The following is a 13,570-nucleotide window of genomic DNA, read 5'->3' as shown; positions in this document are numbered from 1 at the left end:
CGCGTCAGACGTCGTCGCCCGGCCGGCGCATCCATTCGCGCCAGCCGTCGTGGCCGAGGCGGCGCAACGTTTCCTGATTCCTTTCGTAGATCGCGGACGCGTCCGGGAACGCGTCGACCGCGCGCGCGATGCTGTCCTCGCGCAGCAGGTGCAGGATCGGATACGGCGCGCGGTTCGTGTAGTTCTCGATGTCGTCGGGTTCGCTGCCTTCGAACCGGTACTGCGGATGGAAGCTGGCGATCTGCAGCACGCCGTCGAGCCGCAACTGCTGCACGAGCCGGTCGGCAAAGAACAGCGCATCGTTGTAATCGACGAAATCGGCGAACGCATGCGGGAAGATCACGAGCGTCGTATCGACCTGCTGCGGGTCCGCCGCGTCGAGCGCGCGCAACTCGGTCTCGAGTTCGGCGAGCGCGTCTTCCAGTGTCGTCGCTTCGCTGATCGCGTAGCGCACCTGTTCCTTCACATAGACGCTTTTCGCGAACGGGCACAGATTGAGCCCGATCACCGCGCGCGCGAGCCAGTGCCGCGTGGCGGCGAGGATGTCGTCGTGCGATTCGGGGCGGGTGTCGGTCATCGTGAAACCAGTCGGGCGGAAGAGCGGCGAGGGCCGCATTGTAGCGGGCACGCCGGGTTCGGGCGTGCACGATCCGTCATGCGCATGCGGCTTCGATCAACTGCGTGACGAGCGCGGGCGCGGTGCCGATCGGCGTTTCGCCGTGCCGATAGGTCTGGCTCGCCGCGTAGATGCCTTCGACTATCAGCGCGAGCGCATCGGCGAGCGCCTGCGGCTGGCGCGCGCCGGCGCCTTCGCACAGCGCGACGAGCCGCTTCATCAGCTGTTCCTTGTTCTGCGCGACGCGCTCGCGCGCCGGGTGCGACGCATCCGGGAATTCGGCGGCGACGTTGACGAACGGGCAGCCGCGATAGTCCTTCTGTGTCGCGCGCTCGGCAAGATCGACGAAGTACTGGATCAGTTGCGCCTTCGGCTGGCCCGGATGCTTGGCGGCGCTCGTGTCGAGACGCTCGAAGAAACACGCGTCCATCCGCTCCAGATACGCGAGGATCAGCTCGTCCTTCGACGAGAACTGGCGATACAGGCTCATCTTGTTGACGCCCGCGCGCTCCACGACCGCGTCAACGCCGACGGTGCGAACCCCTTCCTTGTAAAACAGCTCCTCGGCGGCACGCAGCAGGTGCTCCTGCGCGGTGGCGCCGTCGATCGGCCGGCGCGTGCGACGCGCCAGCGGTTTGGCGATCTCGCTGCCCGACATGATGACCCTCGACTACGTGTTGAATTGCTTGACATGTTACCGACTGGTAACTACGATCGCAACACACTTGTGACCGGTCGGTAACAATGCCGGTCGGATCGACAGACAAATGCCAAGCGTCGGCCCGGGTCAGCCGATGCAGTCGTGTGCGGCGGAGGTGGCCTGGCTGGGTGGGGCGGGGCTGGTGCGATGGCGCCGGAGCCGCCAACTGGAGAACATGAAGATGAACTGGGCAGTGACACGAATCGGCGGGCGCTTCCACTACGGATGGCTCGCGGCGGCGGTGGTATTCCTGATCCTGCTGGCGGCGGCGGGCACGCGCGCGACGCCGAGCGTGCTGATGGTGCCGCTCGAACGCGAACTCGGCTGGAGCCGCGCGGCGATTTCGCTGGCGATCTCGGTGAACATCGCGCTGTACGGACTGACCGGCCCGTTCGCGGCCGCCGCGATGCAGCGCTTCGGGCTGCGCCCGACGATCCTCACCGCGCTCGTGACGATGAGCGCGGGCGTCGCGTTGTCGTCGATGATGACGCAGAGCTGGCAGATGGTCTTGATCTGGGGCCTGATGGTCGGCTGCTCGACGGGCGTCGTCGCGCTGACGCTGTCCGCGACCTTCGTCACGCGCTGGTTCCATGCGCGGCGCGGCCTCGTGATGGGCCTCCTGACCGCGAGCACGGCCACCGGCCAGCTCGTGTTCCTGCCGATGCTCGCCGCGATCGCGCAGCGCCATGGCTGGCGGCCGGTCGTGCTGGTCGTCGCGGTGGCGGCCGCGATCGTGATTCCGCTCGTTGCGTTCCTGCTGCCCGAGCGGCCGGCCGACGTGCAGCTGCGCCCGTACGGCGAGCCGGCCGACGCGCCGCCCGCGCCCGACGCGTCGAAGGAGAACCCGCTCGCGGTCGCATTTCGCACGCTGCTGATGGCCAGCCGTTCGCGCGACTTCTGGCTGCTGTTCTTCAGCTTCTTCATCTGCGGCGCGAGTACCAACGGCTATGTCGGCACGCACCTGATCGCGATGTGCAGCGACTACGGGATGAGCGAAGTGCAGGGCGCGTCGCTGCTCGCGGCGATGGGCGTGTTCGACCTGTTCGGCACGACGCTGTCGGGCTGGCTGTCCGACCGTTACGACAACCGCGTGCTGCTGTTCTGGTATTACGGGCTGCGCGGGCTGTCGCTGATCTACCTGCCGCACGCGTTCGGGATCGATTTCTTCGGGCTGCCGCTGTTCGCGATGTTCTACGGGCTCGACTGGATCGCGACCGTGCCGCCGACCGTGCGGCTCGCGACCGACGTGTTCGGCAAGGCCGCCGCGCCGGTCGTGTTCGGCTGGATCGTCGCCGGCCACCAGCTCGGCGCCGCGTTCGCGGCGCTCGGCGCGGGGCTGCTGCGCGCAAGCCTCGGTACCTACACGATCGCGTCGATGATCTCGGGCGGGCTGTGCATCGTCGGCGCGCTGATCGTGCTGCGGATCAACCGCGGCCCGTCGCGCGCGGCCGCGCAGGCGGCCTGACCGCGGCGGCCGGCCAATGCAGGCGCGGTGATTTGCATAGCGCGGGAGGATCGGGCGCGCAACCGCTCAAGCGGGTATGCTTGCGGTTCGCCGGGCGTTCGCGCCCTTTCATCGATGCCAGCGAGGAACCGCATGTCCGTCAAACCTGCTCCCACCACTGTTTCGATTCACGATCTGATCGCGGGCCGCTGGAGCCCGCGCGCGTATTCGGATGAGCCCGTCAGCGCCGGCGATCTGCACGCGCTGCTCGAAGCCGCGCGCTGGGCGCCGTCCGCGTACAACGCGCAGCCGTGGCGCTTCGTCGTATTCGATCGCACGCGGGACGAAGAGGCATTCAAGCGCGCGTTCGCGACGCTGGTGCCGTTCAACCAGGGCTGGAATGCGCCGGCGCCGGTGCTGATCGCGGTGACCGCGCATACGCTCACGCCGAAGGGCGAGCCGGCGCCGACCGCGCTGTACGACGCGGGCGCGGCTGCGATGTCGCTGGTGCTGCAGGCGCACGCGCTGGGCCTCGCCGCGCACCAGATGAGCGGTTTCGACGCGAAGGCGTTCCGCGACGCGTTCGCGATTCCGGCCGACGTCGCGATTCCGGCGATCATCTCGATCGGCCATTACGGCAACGTCGACAAGCTCGATCCCGTGCTGCGAGATCGCGAGAAGGCGCCGCGCACGCGCCATGCGATCGGCGAGGTCGTGTATGCGGGCGCGTGGAAGAAGGGTTTCGACGCGGCAGCCTGACCCCGCAAGCGGGCGGGCTGCGTCTTGCAACCCGTCCGCGCGCGTCCACGGCGCGCCAGGCGCGCGCCGTCGCCACCGAGGCCCGTTGCGCGCCCCTGGTGGCCGGCCCCGGTTGTGATCCCGCGGGCTTCATGTTAAAAAGCCCGTCCTTTCCGTTTTCGCGCCGGCCCCGCCGCGGCACTTTCCCATGACTTACTGCGCGATCGATTTCGGCACGTCCAATTCCGCCGTGGCGCTGCCCGACGGCGGCGGCATGCGCCTCGCGCCCGTCGAGGGCGACCACCTGACGCTGCCCACCGCGATCTTCTTCAACAACGACGAAGCGACGGTCGAATACGGCCGTGCGGCGCTGGCATCCTATATCGACGGTTTCGACGGCCGGCTGATGCGCTCGATGAAGAGCATCCTCGGCTCGCCGCTCGCGGAAACGACGACCGACCTCGGCGACGGCAGCGCGATCGCGTACACCGAAATCATCGCGCGCTTCCTGACGCACCTGAAGCGCAAGGCCGAAGCCCGCGCGGGTGCGCCGATCGGCCGCGCGGTGCTCGGCCGGCCCGTGTTCTTCGTCGACGACGATCCGCGCGCCGACCGCCTCGCGCAGGATCAGCTCGAAGCAGCCGCGCAATCGGTCGGCTTCGCGGACGTTCAATTCCAGTACGAACCGATCGCGGCCGCGTTCGACTACGAATCGCGCCAGCAGGCCGAGCGCCTCGTGCTCGTCGCCGACATCGGCGGCGGCACGTCCGACTTCTCGCTGGTACGCGTCGGGCCTGAACGGATGGCGCGGCTCGAACGCAAGGACGACGTGCTGGCGCACCACGGCGTGCACGTCGCGGGCACCGACTACGACCGGCGTGTCGAGCTGGCGGCGATCCTGCCCGCATTCGGCTACCGTTCGCTCGACCCGGAAGGGCGCGAACTGCCGAACAAGATCTACTTCGATCTCGCCACCTGGCACCTGATCAACACGGTCTACACGCCGAAGCGGCTCGGCGAGCTGAAGCTGATGAAGCACCTGTACCAGGAGGCGCGGCAGTACGACCGGCTCACGAGCGTGGTCGAGCAGCGGCTCGGGCATGCGCTGATGGCGCGCGCGGAAGAAGCGAAGATCGGTGTCGCGGCGGGTGGGGAGACGATGATCGACCTGAACGACGTGGAAGAAGATCTGCTGATCGCGTTCGATGCCGACCGCCTCGTCGATGCGAGTCGTGACGACACCGCGCGCATCGTCGACGCCGCGCGCGAGACGGTGCGGCTCGCGGGCATCGCGCCGCGCGATGTCGGCGCGCTGTATTTCACCGGCGGCTCGACGGGGCTCGCGTTCCTGTCGGACGCGCTTGCGGGTGCGTTCCCGGATGCGCAGCCGGTGTTCGGCGACCGCCTCGCAAGTGTCGCGACGGGGCTCGGCATTCACGCGCAGCGATTGTTCGGCTGAACGGCGGGCGGCAGCATTGCCGCCGTGCCGGAGCGGCGTCGAAAAACAAAAAGCCCCGCCGAAGCGGGGCTTTTTAACACGAAATCTCGCGCAAAACTTACATCGGCTTGATGTTCGCAGCTTGCAGACCCTTCGGGCCCGTCTTCACTTCGAATTCAACCTTCTGGTTTTCTTGCAGCGTCTTGAAGCCTTCCGTGCGGATTTCCGAGAAGTGTGCGAACAGATCGTCGCCGCCGCCTTCCGGGGTGATAAAGCCGAAGCCCTTTGCGTCATTGAACCACTTGACGGTACCGGTTGCCATGTTACTTGTTCCTAAAAAAATAAAACGGGGCCGAGGCCCATGGGGTGCGGAAAATCAAGGAAGGGGTAATAGGACCAACCGGAGTACCGTTGATGGGCGAACTACGAAAGAACCAATTCACTCGCCGCTTGAAATCCTGCGAAGTCCTTTATACGGCGAATCGGTCGTATGGTCAACCGTATTTCCATGTACTCAGGGTTATTGCGTATATCAGGTTTACAAAGCTTGCAAACGATGCGAATTTTTTGTAGGGGCCGAACGATTTTGGCGCCACGTTCCAGGTGCAACCGTTAAACTACGCGCCGCGCGGACGGGTTGCCCCGATCGGATGACTCGTCCCCCCAAGAATGCGTGCGCGGTGCTGTCCGAGCCGATCCCGGACCGCAAGCCGACCATGCTTTTTGAGACACAGGAGAGGATGTGAAGAGTTCTATTCAACGGAACATCGGCCCGTTTGCATTGATGCTGACGGGACTGGGTTCGATTATCGGCTCGGGCTGGCTGTTCGGTGCCTGGAAGGCCGCGAAGATTGCCGGTCCGGCGGCGATCTGCGCATGGATCATCGGCGCTGTCGTGATTCTCGCGATTGCCCTGACGTATGCGGAACTGGGTGCAATGTTCCCCGAGTCGGGCGGCATGGTGCGTTACGCGCGCTACTCGCACGGTTCGCTGGTGGGCTTCATCAGCGCCTGGGCGAACTGGATCGCGATCGTATCCGTGATTCCGATCGAGGCCGAAGCTTCGATCCAGTATATGAGCACATGGCAGTATCCGTGGGCGCACGCGCTGTTCGTGAACGGCGAGTTAACGACACCCGGGCTGCTGCTGTCGGCCGTGCTGGTCGTCATCTACTTCCTGCTGAACTACTGGGGCGTCAAGGCCTTCGCACGGGCGAACACCACGATCACGATCTTCAAGTTCCTGATCCCCGGCCTCACGATCCTCGGCCTGATGCTGACGAGCTACCACCCGGAGAACCTCGGCACTGCATCCAACGCGTCCTTCGCGCCGTACGGCTGGTCGGCCGTGCTGACCGCAGTCGCGACGAGCGGCATCGTGTTCGCGTTCAACGGTTTCCAGAGTCCGGTGAACCTGGCGGGCGAAGCGCGCAATCCGTCGCGCAGCGTTCCGTTCGCGGTGATCACGTCGATCCTGATCGCGCTCGTGATCTACGTGCTGCTGCAGCTCGCGTATATCGGCTCGGTGAATCCGGCCGACGTCGCGCAGGGCTGGTCGCACTTCAACTTCAAGTCGCCGTTTGCCGAACTGGCGATCGCGCTGAACCTGAACTGGCTCGCGATCCTGCTGTATATCGACGCGTTCGTCAGCCCGAGCGGCACCGGCACGACCTACATGGCGACGACCACCCGCATGATCTACGCGATGGAGCGCAACAACACGATGCCGAAGATGTTCGGCAACGTGCACCCGCTCTACGGCGTGCCGCGCCAGGCGATGTGGTTCAACCTGCTCGTGTCGTTCGTCTTCCTGTTCTTCTTCCGCGGCTGGAGCTCGCTCGCGGCGGTGATCTCGGTCGCGACGGTGATCTCGTACCTGACCGGCCCGATCAGCCTGATGGCGCTGCGCCGCGCGGCGACCGACATCGAGCGTCCGCTGTCGATCCCGCTGATGAAGCTGATCGCCCCGTTCGCGTTTGTCTGCGCTTCGTTGATCCTGTACTGGGCGAAGTGGCCGCTGACGGGCGAGATCATCCTGCTGATGATCGTCGCGCTGCCGGTGTACTTCTTCTTCCAGGCGAAGTCGGGCTGGAGCGGCTGGGGTGCCGACCTGAAGGCCGCATGGTGGCTGGTCGCGTACCTGCCGACGATGGCCGTGCTGTCGCTGATCGGCAGCAAGGAGTTCGGCGGTCACGGCGTGCTGCCGTACGGCTGGGACATGCTGGTCGTCGCGGCGATCGCGCTGGTGTTCTACTTCTGGGGCGTGAATACCGGCTACCGCACCAAGTATCTCGACGAGCGTGAATCGCACGACGAGATCCTCGAAGGGGTCGGTGTCTGACGCTTGACCTGTCGCCGGATCCGGCGGCGGCAGGAAGCAGCGAAAAAAGCCCGCCCGAGCGATGCTCGGGCGGGCTTTTTGTTTGCGCTCGGCGGTTGTCGCAGCCGGATCCGGCGACAGCTCAGGCTGCCGCGCTGGTGAACACGTAGTTCGTCATCGCGAGCACGCGCTGGTAAGTGCCAAGTGACTGGATGCCGAGCCGGTAGTCGTCGTCCGCTGCGCCGAGCGCCGTGAATACCGGCAGCAGATGCTCGTCGGTCGGATGCATCAGCGCCGCGTGCGGCGCCTGCCGGCGGTAGTCGAGCAGTGCATCGACGTCGCGCGCGGCAAGCTTCGCCTCGAACCAGTCGGTGAATTCCGCGACGCGCGGGTCCGCATCCTCCGGTGCCGCACCGAAATCGGCGGCGCGCAGATTATGCGTGATCTGGCCCGAGCCGATCACCATCACGCCTTCGTCGCGCAGCGGCCGCAGCGCACGGCCGAGCGCGAAGTGGTGGGCCGCATCCGCGCGCGGCTGGATCGACAACTGCGCGACGGGCACGTCGGCTTCCGGGTACATCAGGAGCATCGGTACCCACGCGCCGTGGTCGAGGCCGTGCTCGGTCGTCGCGGTCGCCATGCCGGCCGCGTTCAGCAGGGCAGCCGCGCGCCCGGCGACGTCGGGCGCGCCCGGTACCGGATAGCGGATCTCGTATAGCGCGGGCGGAAAGCCGTAGAAGTCGTGGATCGTTTCCGGGTGCGCGGCGACGCTCACGACCGGCTGTTGCGTGCCCCAGTGCGCGGACAGCATCAGCACCGCGCGCGGGCGCGGCAATTCGGCGCCGAGGTGCGTGAAGGCACCGGACGGCAGCGACGGGTCGATCGGCAGCGTCGGGGCGCCGTGGGACAGGTAGAGCGAAGGCAAGCGGTTCATGGCGGTGGCCTGCAAAAGGGTTTGCCTGTGACTATAGGTGCGCACCGGACGTTGATAAATCCGCGTTTAGGAATTTGATTGACGCTTGTTTGTTGATAATCGGGGCGATGCGGCGCGCCCCTGAGCGGGTCGGCGCTTGTAGTCGTGAAATCGGATGAATTGCCGCAGGAATCGGCGAAGATGCGCGAAGAACGGGCCTTCGGCAGTACGCTTACTGCGCGTGCCGGATGCCGCCCCATGGCGTCGTCAGCGGTGCGCTGAGCGCGAACAGGTCGAGCACGCGCGTGACGGTCTGGTCGACGAGTTCCTCGATCGTCTTCGGCATCGCGTAGAACGCGGGCAACGGCGGAAAGACGATGCCGCCCATTTCGGTGACGGCGGTCATGTTGCGCAGATGCGCGAGGTTGAACGGCGTTTCGCGCACCATCAGCACGAGACGGCGGCGTTCCTTCAGCGTGACGTCGGCCGCGCGCGTGATCAGGTTGTCGGACAGCCCGTGCGCGACGCTCGCGAGCGTCTTCATCGAGCAAGGCGCGATCACCATTCCGTCGGTCGCAAACGACCCCGATGCGATCGTCGCGCCGACGTCGCGCACCGAATGCACGACGTCCGCACGGCTTTCGACATCGGCCTTCGGCAGCTTCAGTTCGTGCTGGATGTTGAGCCAGCCGGCGTTCGAAATCAGCAGATGCGTTTCGACGCCGCCGGCGGCGCGCAGCAGGTCGAGCAGCCGTACGCCGTAGATCGCGCCGGTGGCGCCGGTGATCGCGACGATCAGCCGGCGTGGCGGCGCGCTGGGAGATGCCATCGAAAGGGGAACGTTACGCGGCGGCGAACAGTTGCTGCAGTTCGCCCGACTGATACATCTCCATCATGATGTCCGAGCCGCCGACGAATTCGCCCTTCACATAGAGCTGCGGAATGGTCGGCCAGTTCGAGAATTCCTTGATGCCCTGGCGGATTTCGTCGTCTTCGAGCACGTTGACCGTCTTGAACTGGTCGACGCCGCAGGCCTTCAGCACCTGCACGGCACGGCCAGAGAAGCCGCACATCGGGAATTGTGCGTTGCCCTTCATGAAGAGCACGACCTGGTTTTCGTCGACGATTTGCTTGATACGTTGTTGGGTGTCCATGACTGACCTTGCGTTTGCGGGGCGTTAGATCGAAATGATAGCGGATTTCAACCGGGCGGGCCGGGCATTAGGCCGGCAGGCGGCCGCCGGTCGTGCGTTCGATCGCGGCCAGATCGGCGAGCGATTCGACCGCGACGAAGCCGTGCGACGCGAGCACCGCGCGGACGGCTTCCGCCTGGTCGTAGCCGTGCTCGATCCAGAGCGTGCCGCCCGGTTTCAGATGGGCGCCGGCGCCTGCGACGATCGTGCGGATCGCGCTGAGGCCGTCGGCATCGTCGGTGAGTGCGCCGCGCGGCTCGAAACGCAGGTCGCCTTGCGCGAGGTGCGGATCGTGCTGCGCGATGTACGGCGGGTTGCTGACGATCGTGTCGAATGCGAGCGCCGGATCGAGTGTTGCGTACCAGTCGCTCTGCAGCCAGTGCAGCGGGCCGCCGGGGCGGTGCGCGTCCAGCAGCTTGTCCGCGTTGCGTTGCGCGACCGCGAGCGCAGCCGGCGAACGGTCGAGCGCCCATACGCGTGCATCGGGACGCTCGGCGGCGATCGACACGGCGATCGCGCCGCTGCCGGTGCCGAGATCGAGCACGGCCGGATGCGGCAGCCCGTCGATGGCATCGAGTGCGGCTTCGACGAGCAATTCGGTTTCGGGCCGCGGGATCAGCACGTCGGGTGTCACATCGAACGGCCGGCCGAAGAATTCGCGCATCCCGACGAGCTGCGCGACGGGCTCGCCGGCCACGCGGCGCGCCTCGAGCGCGCGGTAGCGTTCGACCGCGGCGGCGTCGAGCGGCGCGTCGCCGCGCGTGATCAGTTGCGTGCGGGTCCAGCCGAGCGCGTGCGCGAGCAGCACGCGTGCATCGACCGCGTCGAGCGGCGACGCGCGCAGCAGTTGGTCGGCGGTAGTGTCGGGCATCGCGGCCTCAGTCGGCGTCGCCGAGCGACGCGAGCAGTTCGGCCTGGTGCTCGGTGACGAGCACGCCGATCAGTTCGTCGAGATCGCCGTCCATGATCGCCTCGAGCCGGTACAGCGTCAGGTTGATCCGGTGGTCGGTCATCCGGCCCTGCGGGAAGTTGTACGTGCGGATCCGCTCCGAGCGGTCGCCGGAGCCGATCAGGCTCTTGCGCGTTGCAGCTTCCTTCGCGTGCTGCTCGTGATACTGCTTGTCCTTGATGCGCGCGGCGAGCACCTTCAGTGCGCGATCCTTGTTCTTGTGCTGCGAGCGGTCGTCCTGGCATTCGACGACGATCCCGGTCGGGATGTGCGTGACGCGCACCGCCGAATCGGTCTTGTTGATGTGCTGGCCGCCCGCGCCGGATGCGCGGAACGTGTCGATCCGCAGGTCGGCCGGATTGATCTCGACCTCGCCGATCTCGTCGGCTTCCGGCATGACCGCGACCGTGCACGCGGACGTATGGATGCGCCCCTGCGTCTCGGTGGCCGGCACACGTTGCACACGATGGCCGCCCGATTCGAACTTCAGGCGCGAATATGCGCCCTGGCCCGCGATCCGCACGATCACTTCCTTGTAGCCGCCGAGATCCGACGCGCTCTCCGACATCATTTCGACCTGCCAGTGCCGGCGCTCCGCGAAGCGCAGGTACATGCGCAGCAGGTCGCCCGCGAACAGCGCCGATTCGTCGCCGCCCGTGCCCGCGCGGATTTCGAGGAAGATGTTGCGATCGTCGTTCGGATCCTTCGGCAGCAGCATCTTCTGCAGCTCGATCTCGAGGCGGGCCATGCTCTCTCGCGCGCTGCGGATTTCGTCTTCCGCGAAGTCGCGCATCGACGGATCGGCGAGCAGTTCCTGCGCGGCCGTCTCGTCGCTGCGCGACTGGCGCCACAGCGCGTACTGCTCGACGACCGGGCCGAGTTCCGCATGTTCGCGCGTCAGCTTGCGGTACTGGTCGAGGTCGGCCGTGACGTTCTCGCGGCTCAGCAGGTCGTTCAGTTCGGCCAGCCGTGTGGACAGCTGGTCGAGCTTGCGTTGCATGCTCGTCTTCATGGTGTGGAGCGGCGCTCCCGGGCAAAGGGGTATTCGGAAAGGATAGGCCGGCGCGCGGCCGGCGGCAGGGCGAGCGACCGGCGCTAGTGGCCGGACGGGTCGTTCGAGCGCGGCGCGTGCTGGTAGAAGCCGCGCATCAGGTCGATCAGCGAATCGCGATCGGCGCCGTTCACGCGGTTGAGCGCGCTCGTCGGGCCGTGGATCAGCTTGTTGGTCAGCGCCTGCGACAGCGCTTCGAGTACGGCGGCCGGATCGTCGCCGCGCGCGAGCAGCTTCTGCGCCTTGTCGAGTTCGGCCCGGCGCAGTGCGTCGGCCTGCGTATGCATGTGACGGATCACCGGCACGACACTGCGCGTGTCGAGCCATTGCATGAAATTCTGCACGCGCGTCTCGATGATCGCCTCGGCCTGCGCGACCGCGGCCTGGCGCGATGCGTTGCCTTCGCGCACGATCGCGCCGAGATCGTCGACGGTGTAAAGGAACACGTCCTTCAGCTTGCCGACTTCGGGCTCGATGTCGCGCGGCACCGCGAGGTCGACCATGAAGATCGGCCGGTGGCGGCGCGCCTTCACCGCGCGCTCGACCGCGCCGAGACCGATGATCGGCAGCGTCGACGCCGTGCACGACACGATGATGTCGAACTCGTGCATGCGGGTCGGCAGATCCGCGAGCGGCATCGCGCGGCCGTTGAAGCGTTCGGCGAGCCGCTGGCCGCGCTCGGCCGTGCGGTTCGCGACGACGAGTTCGCGCGGGGTTTGCGCGGCGAAGTGCGTCGCGCACAGCTCGATCATCTCGCCGGCGCCGATGAACAGCACGCGCTGATCGGACACCTTTTCGAAGATCCGCTGCGCGAGGCGAACCGCGGCGGCGGCCATCGACACCGACTGCGTGCCAATCTCGGTCGTGCCGCGCACTTCCTTCGCCACCGCGAACGTGCGCTGGAACAGCTGGTTCAGATAGGTGCCGAGCGCGCCGGCTTCCGTCGCGGTGCGTACGGCGTCCTTCATCTGGCCCAGAATCTGCGTTTCGCCGAGCACCATCGAATCGAGGCCGGACGCGACGCGGAACGCGTGCCGGACCGCTTCCGACTGCGGCAGCGCATAGACATGCGGTGCAAGCTCGTCGACCGGAATCCGGTGATACTCCGACAGCCAGCGGACCGCGCCTTCGCGTGCCGCGCGATCATCGGTCGCGCAATACAGTTCGGTGCGGTTGCAGGTGGAGAGGATCGCCGCTTCGGGCGAATTGGGTGCCTGGGGGCCGAGAAACACGTTCTTGAACGTGACGAGAGCCGGCTTGATCTGCTCGAGCGGAAACGCCACGCGTTCGCGCAGGGCGACAGGCGCAGTGTGGTGATTGATTCCGATCGTGAGGAGTTGCATATCGAGGGCTATCGTTTAGCCCCATATTATAGCGTTTCAGTGATTTCCTCACCCGCTGCATACCGGGCATCAGCGTGGCGGGGGCGAGAATTTGGGGGCTCGATCGGCACGCGGTCGAGCTGATAGCCGTAGCCGTAGAGCGGCAACAGCCGGTAGCCGCGCTCCGGAAGCAGCTGCAACTTGCTGCGCAGCCGGGACGCGTGCGTATCGAGCGTACGCGACTTCATGTCGCGGCGGCGCGCCCATACCGTTTCGAGGATATGGGCGCGCGACACCGGCCGCGACACGTTCGCGAACAGCAGTTGCGCGAAGCGGAACTCCTTGGGCGTGAGTGAAACGATTGCGTCGCCGAAACGCACGAGGCAGTGCGTGGCGTCGAATGCGTATTCGCCATACATTTCGCGTGAGCGGGTGGGTGAGCGGCGCACGCCGGCACGCCGGCTCAGCGCGTTGACGCGCGCGAGCAGTTCGGGCCCGCTCACGGGGCGCACGAGGCAATCGTCGGCGCCCGCGTGCAGGCACGATACGATTTCGCTTTCGCGCGGCAATTGCATCACGGCGATGGCCGGCAGCCCGGGCAGGATCGTCTGCGCGCGCGGAATGACTTCCTCGGCCGGCTGGTCGCCGGCCCAGTTGCCGGTGATCAGCATGTCGCAGGTGTCGGTGGCGAGCCATTCGAAGAACAGCGTGCTGGACGGAAACGCGTGGCATACATGACCGCCCGCGAAGAGCAGGCGGTTCAGGAGTGCGGCATGACGCGACTCCGGATCGATCAGAGCGATTCGCATGAGAATTTCTTCAATACGGCAGCTGGTGCGCGCTTGCCATAACGTCGAGTCGGCCCCTAAACTCGAATGTTCGCGGC

At 66.4% G+C, this 13,570-nt stretch carries 14 protein-coding genes; 4 read left to right on the top strand and 10 right to left on the bottom strand.

Going from position 1 to position 13,570, the window contains the following annotated elements:
* Positions 1-4: 4 nt before the first annotated feature.
* Both BFF94_RS32775 and BFF94_RS32770 read right to left on the bottom strand, forming a co-directional pair.
* The gene (locus BFF94_RS32775; RefSeq protein WP_128851406.1) at positions 5-577 is read right to left on the bottom strand and encodes a DUF1415 domain-containing protein; all 573 of its coding nucleotides are present in this window, start codon (positions 575-577) and stop codon (positions 5-7) included.
* A 76-nt stretch (positions 578-653) separates the two neighbouring features.
* A complete protein-coding gene (locus BFF94_RS32770) occupies positions 654-1,274 on the bottom strand; it encodes a TetR/AcrR family transcriptional regulator (RefSeq protein ID WP_128851404.1) in 621 nt (206 codons plus the stop codon).
* A gap of 223 nt (positions 1,275-1,497) precedes the next feature.
* Between BFF94_RS32770 and BFF94_RS32765 the strand changes: the two genes are divergently transcribed.
* The 3 genes from BFF94_RS32765 (at position 1,498) to BFF94_RS32755 (ending at position 4,957) form a co-directional block, all read left to right on the top strand.
* Complete coding sequence (locus BFF94_RS32765; protein WP_219140269.1) at positions 1,498-2,781, top strand: MFS transporter; 1,284 nt, start codon at positions 1,498-1,500, stop codon at positions 2,779-2,781.
* Between the two features lie 132 nt (positions 2,782-2,913).
* The gene (locus BFF94_RS32760; protein WP_128851401.1) at positions 2,914-3,519 is read left to right on the top strand and encodes a nitroreductase family protein; all 606 of its coding nucleotides are present in this window, start codon (positions 2,914-2,916) and stop codon (positions 3,517-3,519) included.
* Positions 3,520-3,706: 187 nt separating this feature from the next.
* Complete coding sequence (locus tag BFF94_RS32755; protein ID WP_128851398.1) at positions 3,707-4,957, top strand: Hsp70 family protein; 1,251 nt, start codon at positions 3,707-3,709, stop codon at positions 4,955-4,957.
* Positions 4,958-5,054: 97 nt separating this feature from the next.
* Here BFF94_RS32755 and BFF94_RS32750 read toward each other — a convergent pair whose 3' ends face one another.
* On the bottom strand, positions 5,055-5,258 hold the full coding sequence (locus tag BFF94_RS32750) for a cold-shock protein (RefSeq protein ID WP_085042926.1): 204 nt from the start codon (positions 5,256-5,258) through the stop codon (positions 5,055-5,057).
* Between the two features lie 420 nt (positions 5,259-5,678).
* Here BFF94_RS32750 and BFF94_RS32745 point away from each other — a divergent pair, with 420 nt between their 5' ends.
* Positions 5,679-7,277 carry an APC family permease gene (locus BFF94_RS32745; protein ID WP_128851392.1) on the top strand — a complete coding sequence of 533 codons (1,599 nt, stop codon included), beginning with the start codon at positions 5,679-5,681 and terminating at the stop codon, positions 7,275-7,277.
* 121 nt (positions 7,278-7,398) lie between these two features.
* Here BFF94_RS32745 and BFF94_RS32740 read toward each other — a convergent pair whose 3' ends face one another.
* From BFF94_RS32740 to BFF94_RS32710, 7 genes are all read right to left on the bottom strand, one after another.
* Positions 7,399-8,190 (bottom strand): DODA-type extradiol aromatic ring-opening family dioxygenase, encoded by a 792-nt coding sequence (locus BFF94_RS32740; protein ID WP_128851390.1) that lies wholly within the window; start codon positions 8,188-8,190, stop codon positions 7,399-7,401.
* Positions 8,191-8,401: 211 nt separating this feature from the next.
* A complete protein-coding gene (locus tag BFF94_RS32735) occupies positions 8,402-8,998 on the bottom strand; it encodes a UbiX family flavin prenyltransferase (RefSeq protein WP_114175933.1) in 597 nt (198 codons plus the stop codon).
* Positions 8,999-9,011: 13 nt separating this feature from the next.
* Positions 9,012-9,323, bottom strand: coding sequence for a Grx4 family monothiol glutaredoxin (gene grxD, locus BFF94_RS32730; RefSeq protein ID WP_006753626.1), 312 nt, complete (start codon positions 9,321-9,323; stop codon positions 9,012-9,014).
* A gap of 67 nt (positions 9,324-9,390) precedes the next feature.
* The gene (gene prmC, locus BFF94_RS32725) at positions 9,391-10,233 is read right to left on the bottom strand and encodes a peptide chain release factor N(5)-glutamine methyltransferase (RefSeq protein WP_128851387.1); all 843 of its coding nucleotides are present in this window, start codon (positions 10,231-10,233) and stop codon (positions 9,391-9,393) included.
* Positions 10,234-10,240: 7 nt separating this feature from the next.
* The gene (prfA, locus tag BFF94_RS32720) at positions 10,241-11,323 is read right to left on the bottom strand and encodes a peptide chain release factor 1 (protein ID WP_128851385.1); all 1,083 of its coding nucleotides are present in this window, start codon (positions 11,321-11,323) and stop codon (positions 10,241-10,243) included.
* A gap of 83 nt (positions 11,324-11,406) precedes the next feature.
* Complete coding sequence (gene hemA / locus BFF94_RS32715) at positions 11,407-12,705, bottom strand: glutamyl-tRNA reductase (RefSeq protein ID WP_128851383.1); 1,299 nt, start codon at positions 12,703-12,705, stop codon at positions 11,407-11,409.
* Positions 12,706-12,731: 26 nt separating this feature from the next.
* Complete coding sequence (locus BFF94_RS32710) at positions 12,732-13,493, bottom strand: response regulator transcription factor (RefSeq protein ID WP_219140268.1); 762 nt, start codon at positions 13,491-13,493, stop codon at positions 12,732-12,734.
* Between the last annotated feature and the right edge of the window lie 77 nt (positions 13,494-13,570).

Source organism: Burkholderia catarinensis (assembly GCF_001883705.2).
GTDB lineage: Bacteria > Pseudomonadota > Gammaproteobacteria > Burkholderiales > Burkholderiaceae > Burkholderia > Burkholderia catarinensis.
Note: the sequence above shows the minus strand (reverse complement) of the source record. Positions and strands in the feature narration are given on the sequence as shown.

Coding starts and splice junctions, on each gene's coding strand:
- BFF94_RS32765 (WP_219140269.1), top strand. CDS start 1,498: ATGAACTGGGCAGTGACACGAATCGGCGGGCGCTTCCACTACGGATGG.
- hemA (WP_128851383.1), bottom strand. CDS start 12,705: ATGCAACTCCTCACGATCGGAATCAATCACCACACTGCGCCTGTCGCC.
- BFF94_RS32775 (WP_128851406.1), bottom strand. CDS start 577: ATGACCGACACCCGCCCCGAATCGCACGACGACATCCTCGCCGCCACG.
- BFF94_RS32770 (WP_128851404.1), bottom strand. CDS start 1,274: ATGTCGGGCAGCGAGATCGCCAAACCGCTGGCGCGTCGCACGCGCCGG.
- grxD (WP_006753626.1), bottom strand. CDS start 9,323: ATGGACACCCAACAACGTATCAAGCAAATCGTCGACGAAAACCAGGTC.
- BFF94_RS32710 (WP_219140268.1), bottom strand. CDS start 13,493: ATGCGAATCGCTCTGATCGATCCGGAGTCGCGTCATGCCGCACTCCTG.
- BFF94_RS32735 (WP_114175933.1), bottom strand. CDS start 8,998: ATGGCATCTCCCAGCGCGCCGCCACGCCGGCTGATCGTCGCGATCACC.
- prmC (WP_128851387.1), bottom strand. CDS start 10,233: ATGCCCGACACTACCGCCGACCAACTGCTGCGCGCGTCGCCGCTCGAC.
- BFF94_RS32760 (WP_128851401.1), top strand. CDS start 2,914: ATGTCCGTCAAACCTGCTCCCACCACTGTTTCGATTCACGATCTGATC.
- prfA (WP_128851385.1), bottom strand. CDS start 11,323: ATGAAGACGAGCATGCAACGCAAGCTCGACCAGCTGTCCACACGGCTG.
- BFF94_RS32750 (WP_085042926.1), bottom strand. CDS start 5,258: ATGGCAACCGGTACCGTCAAGTGGTTCAATGACGCAAAGGGCTTCGGC.
- BFF94_RS32740 (WP_128851390.1), bottom strand. CDS start 8,190: ATGAACCGCTTGCCTTCGCTCTACCTGTCCCACGGCGCCCCGACGCTG.
- BFF94_RS32755 (WP_128851398.1), top strand. CDS start 3,707: ATGACTTACTGCGCGATCGATTTCGGCACGTCCAATTCCGCCGTGGCG.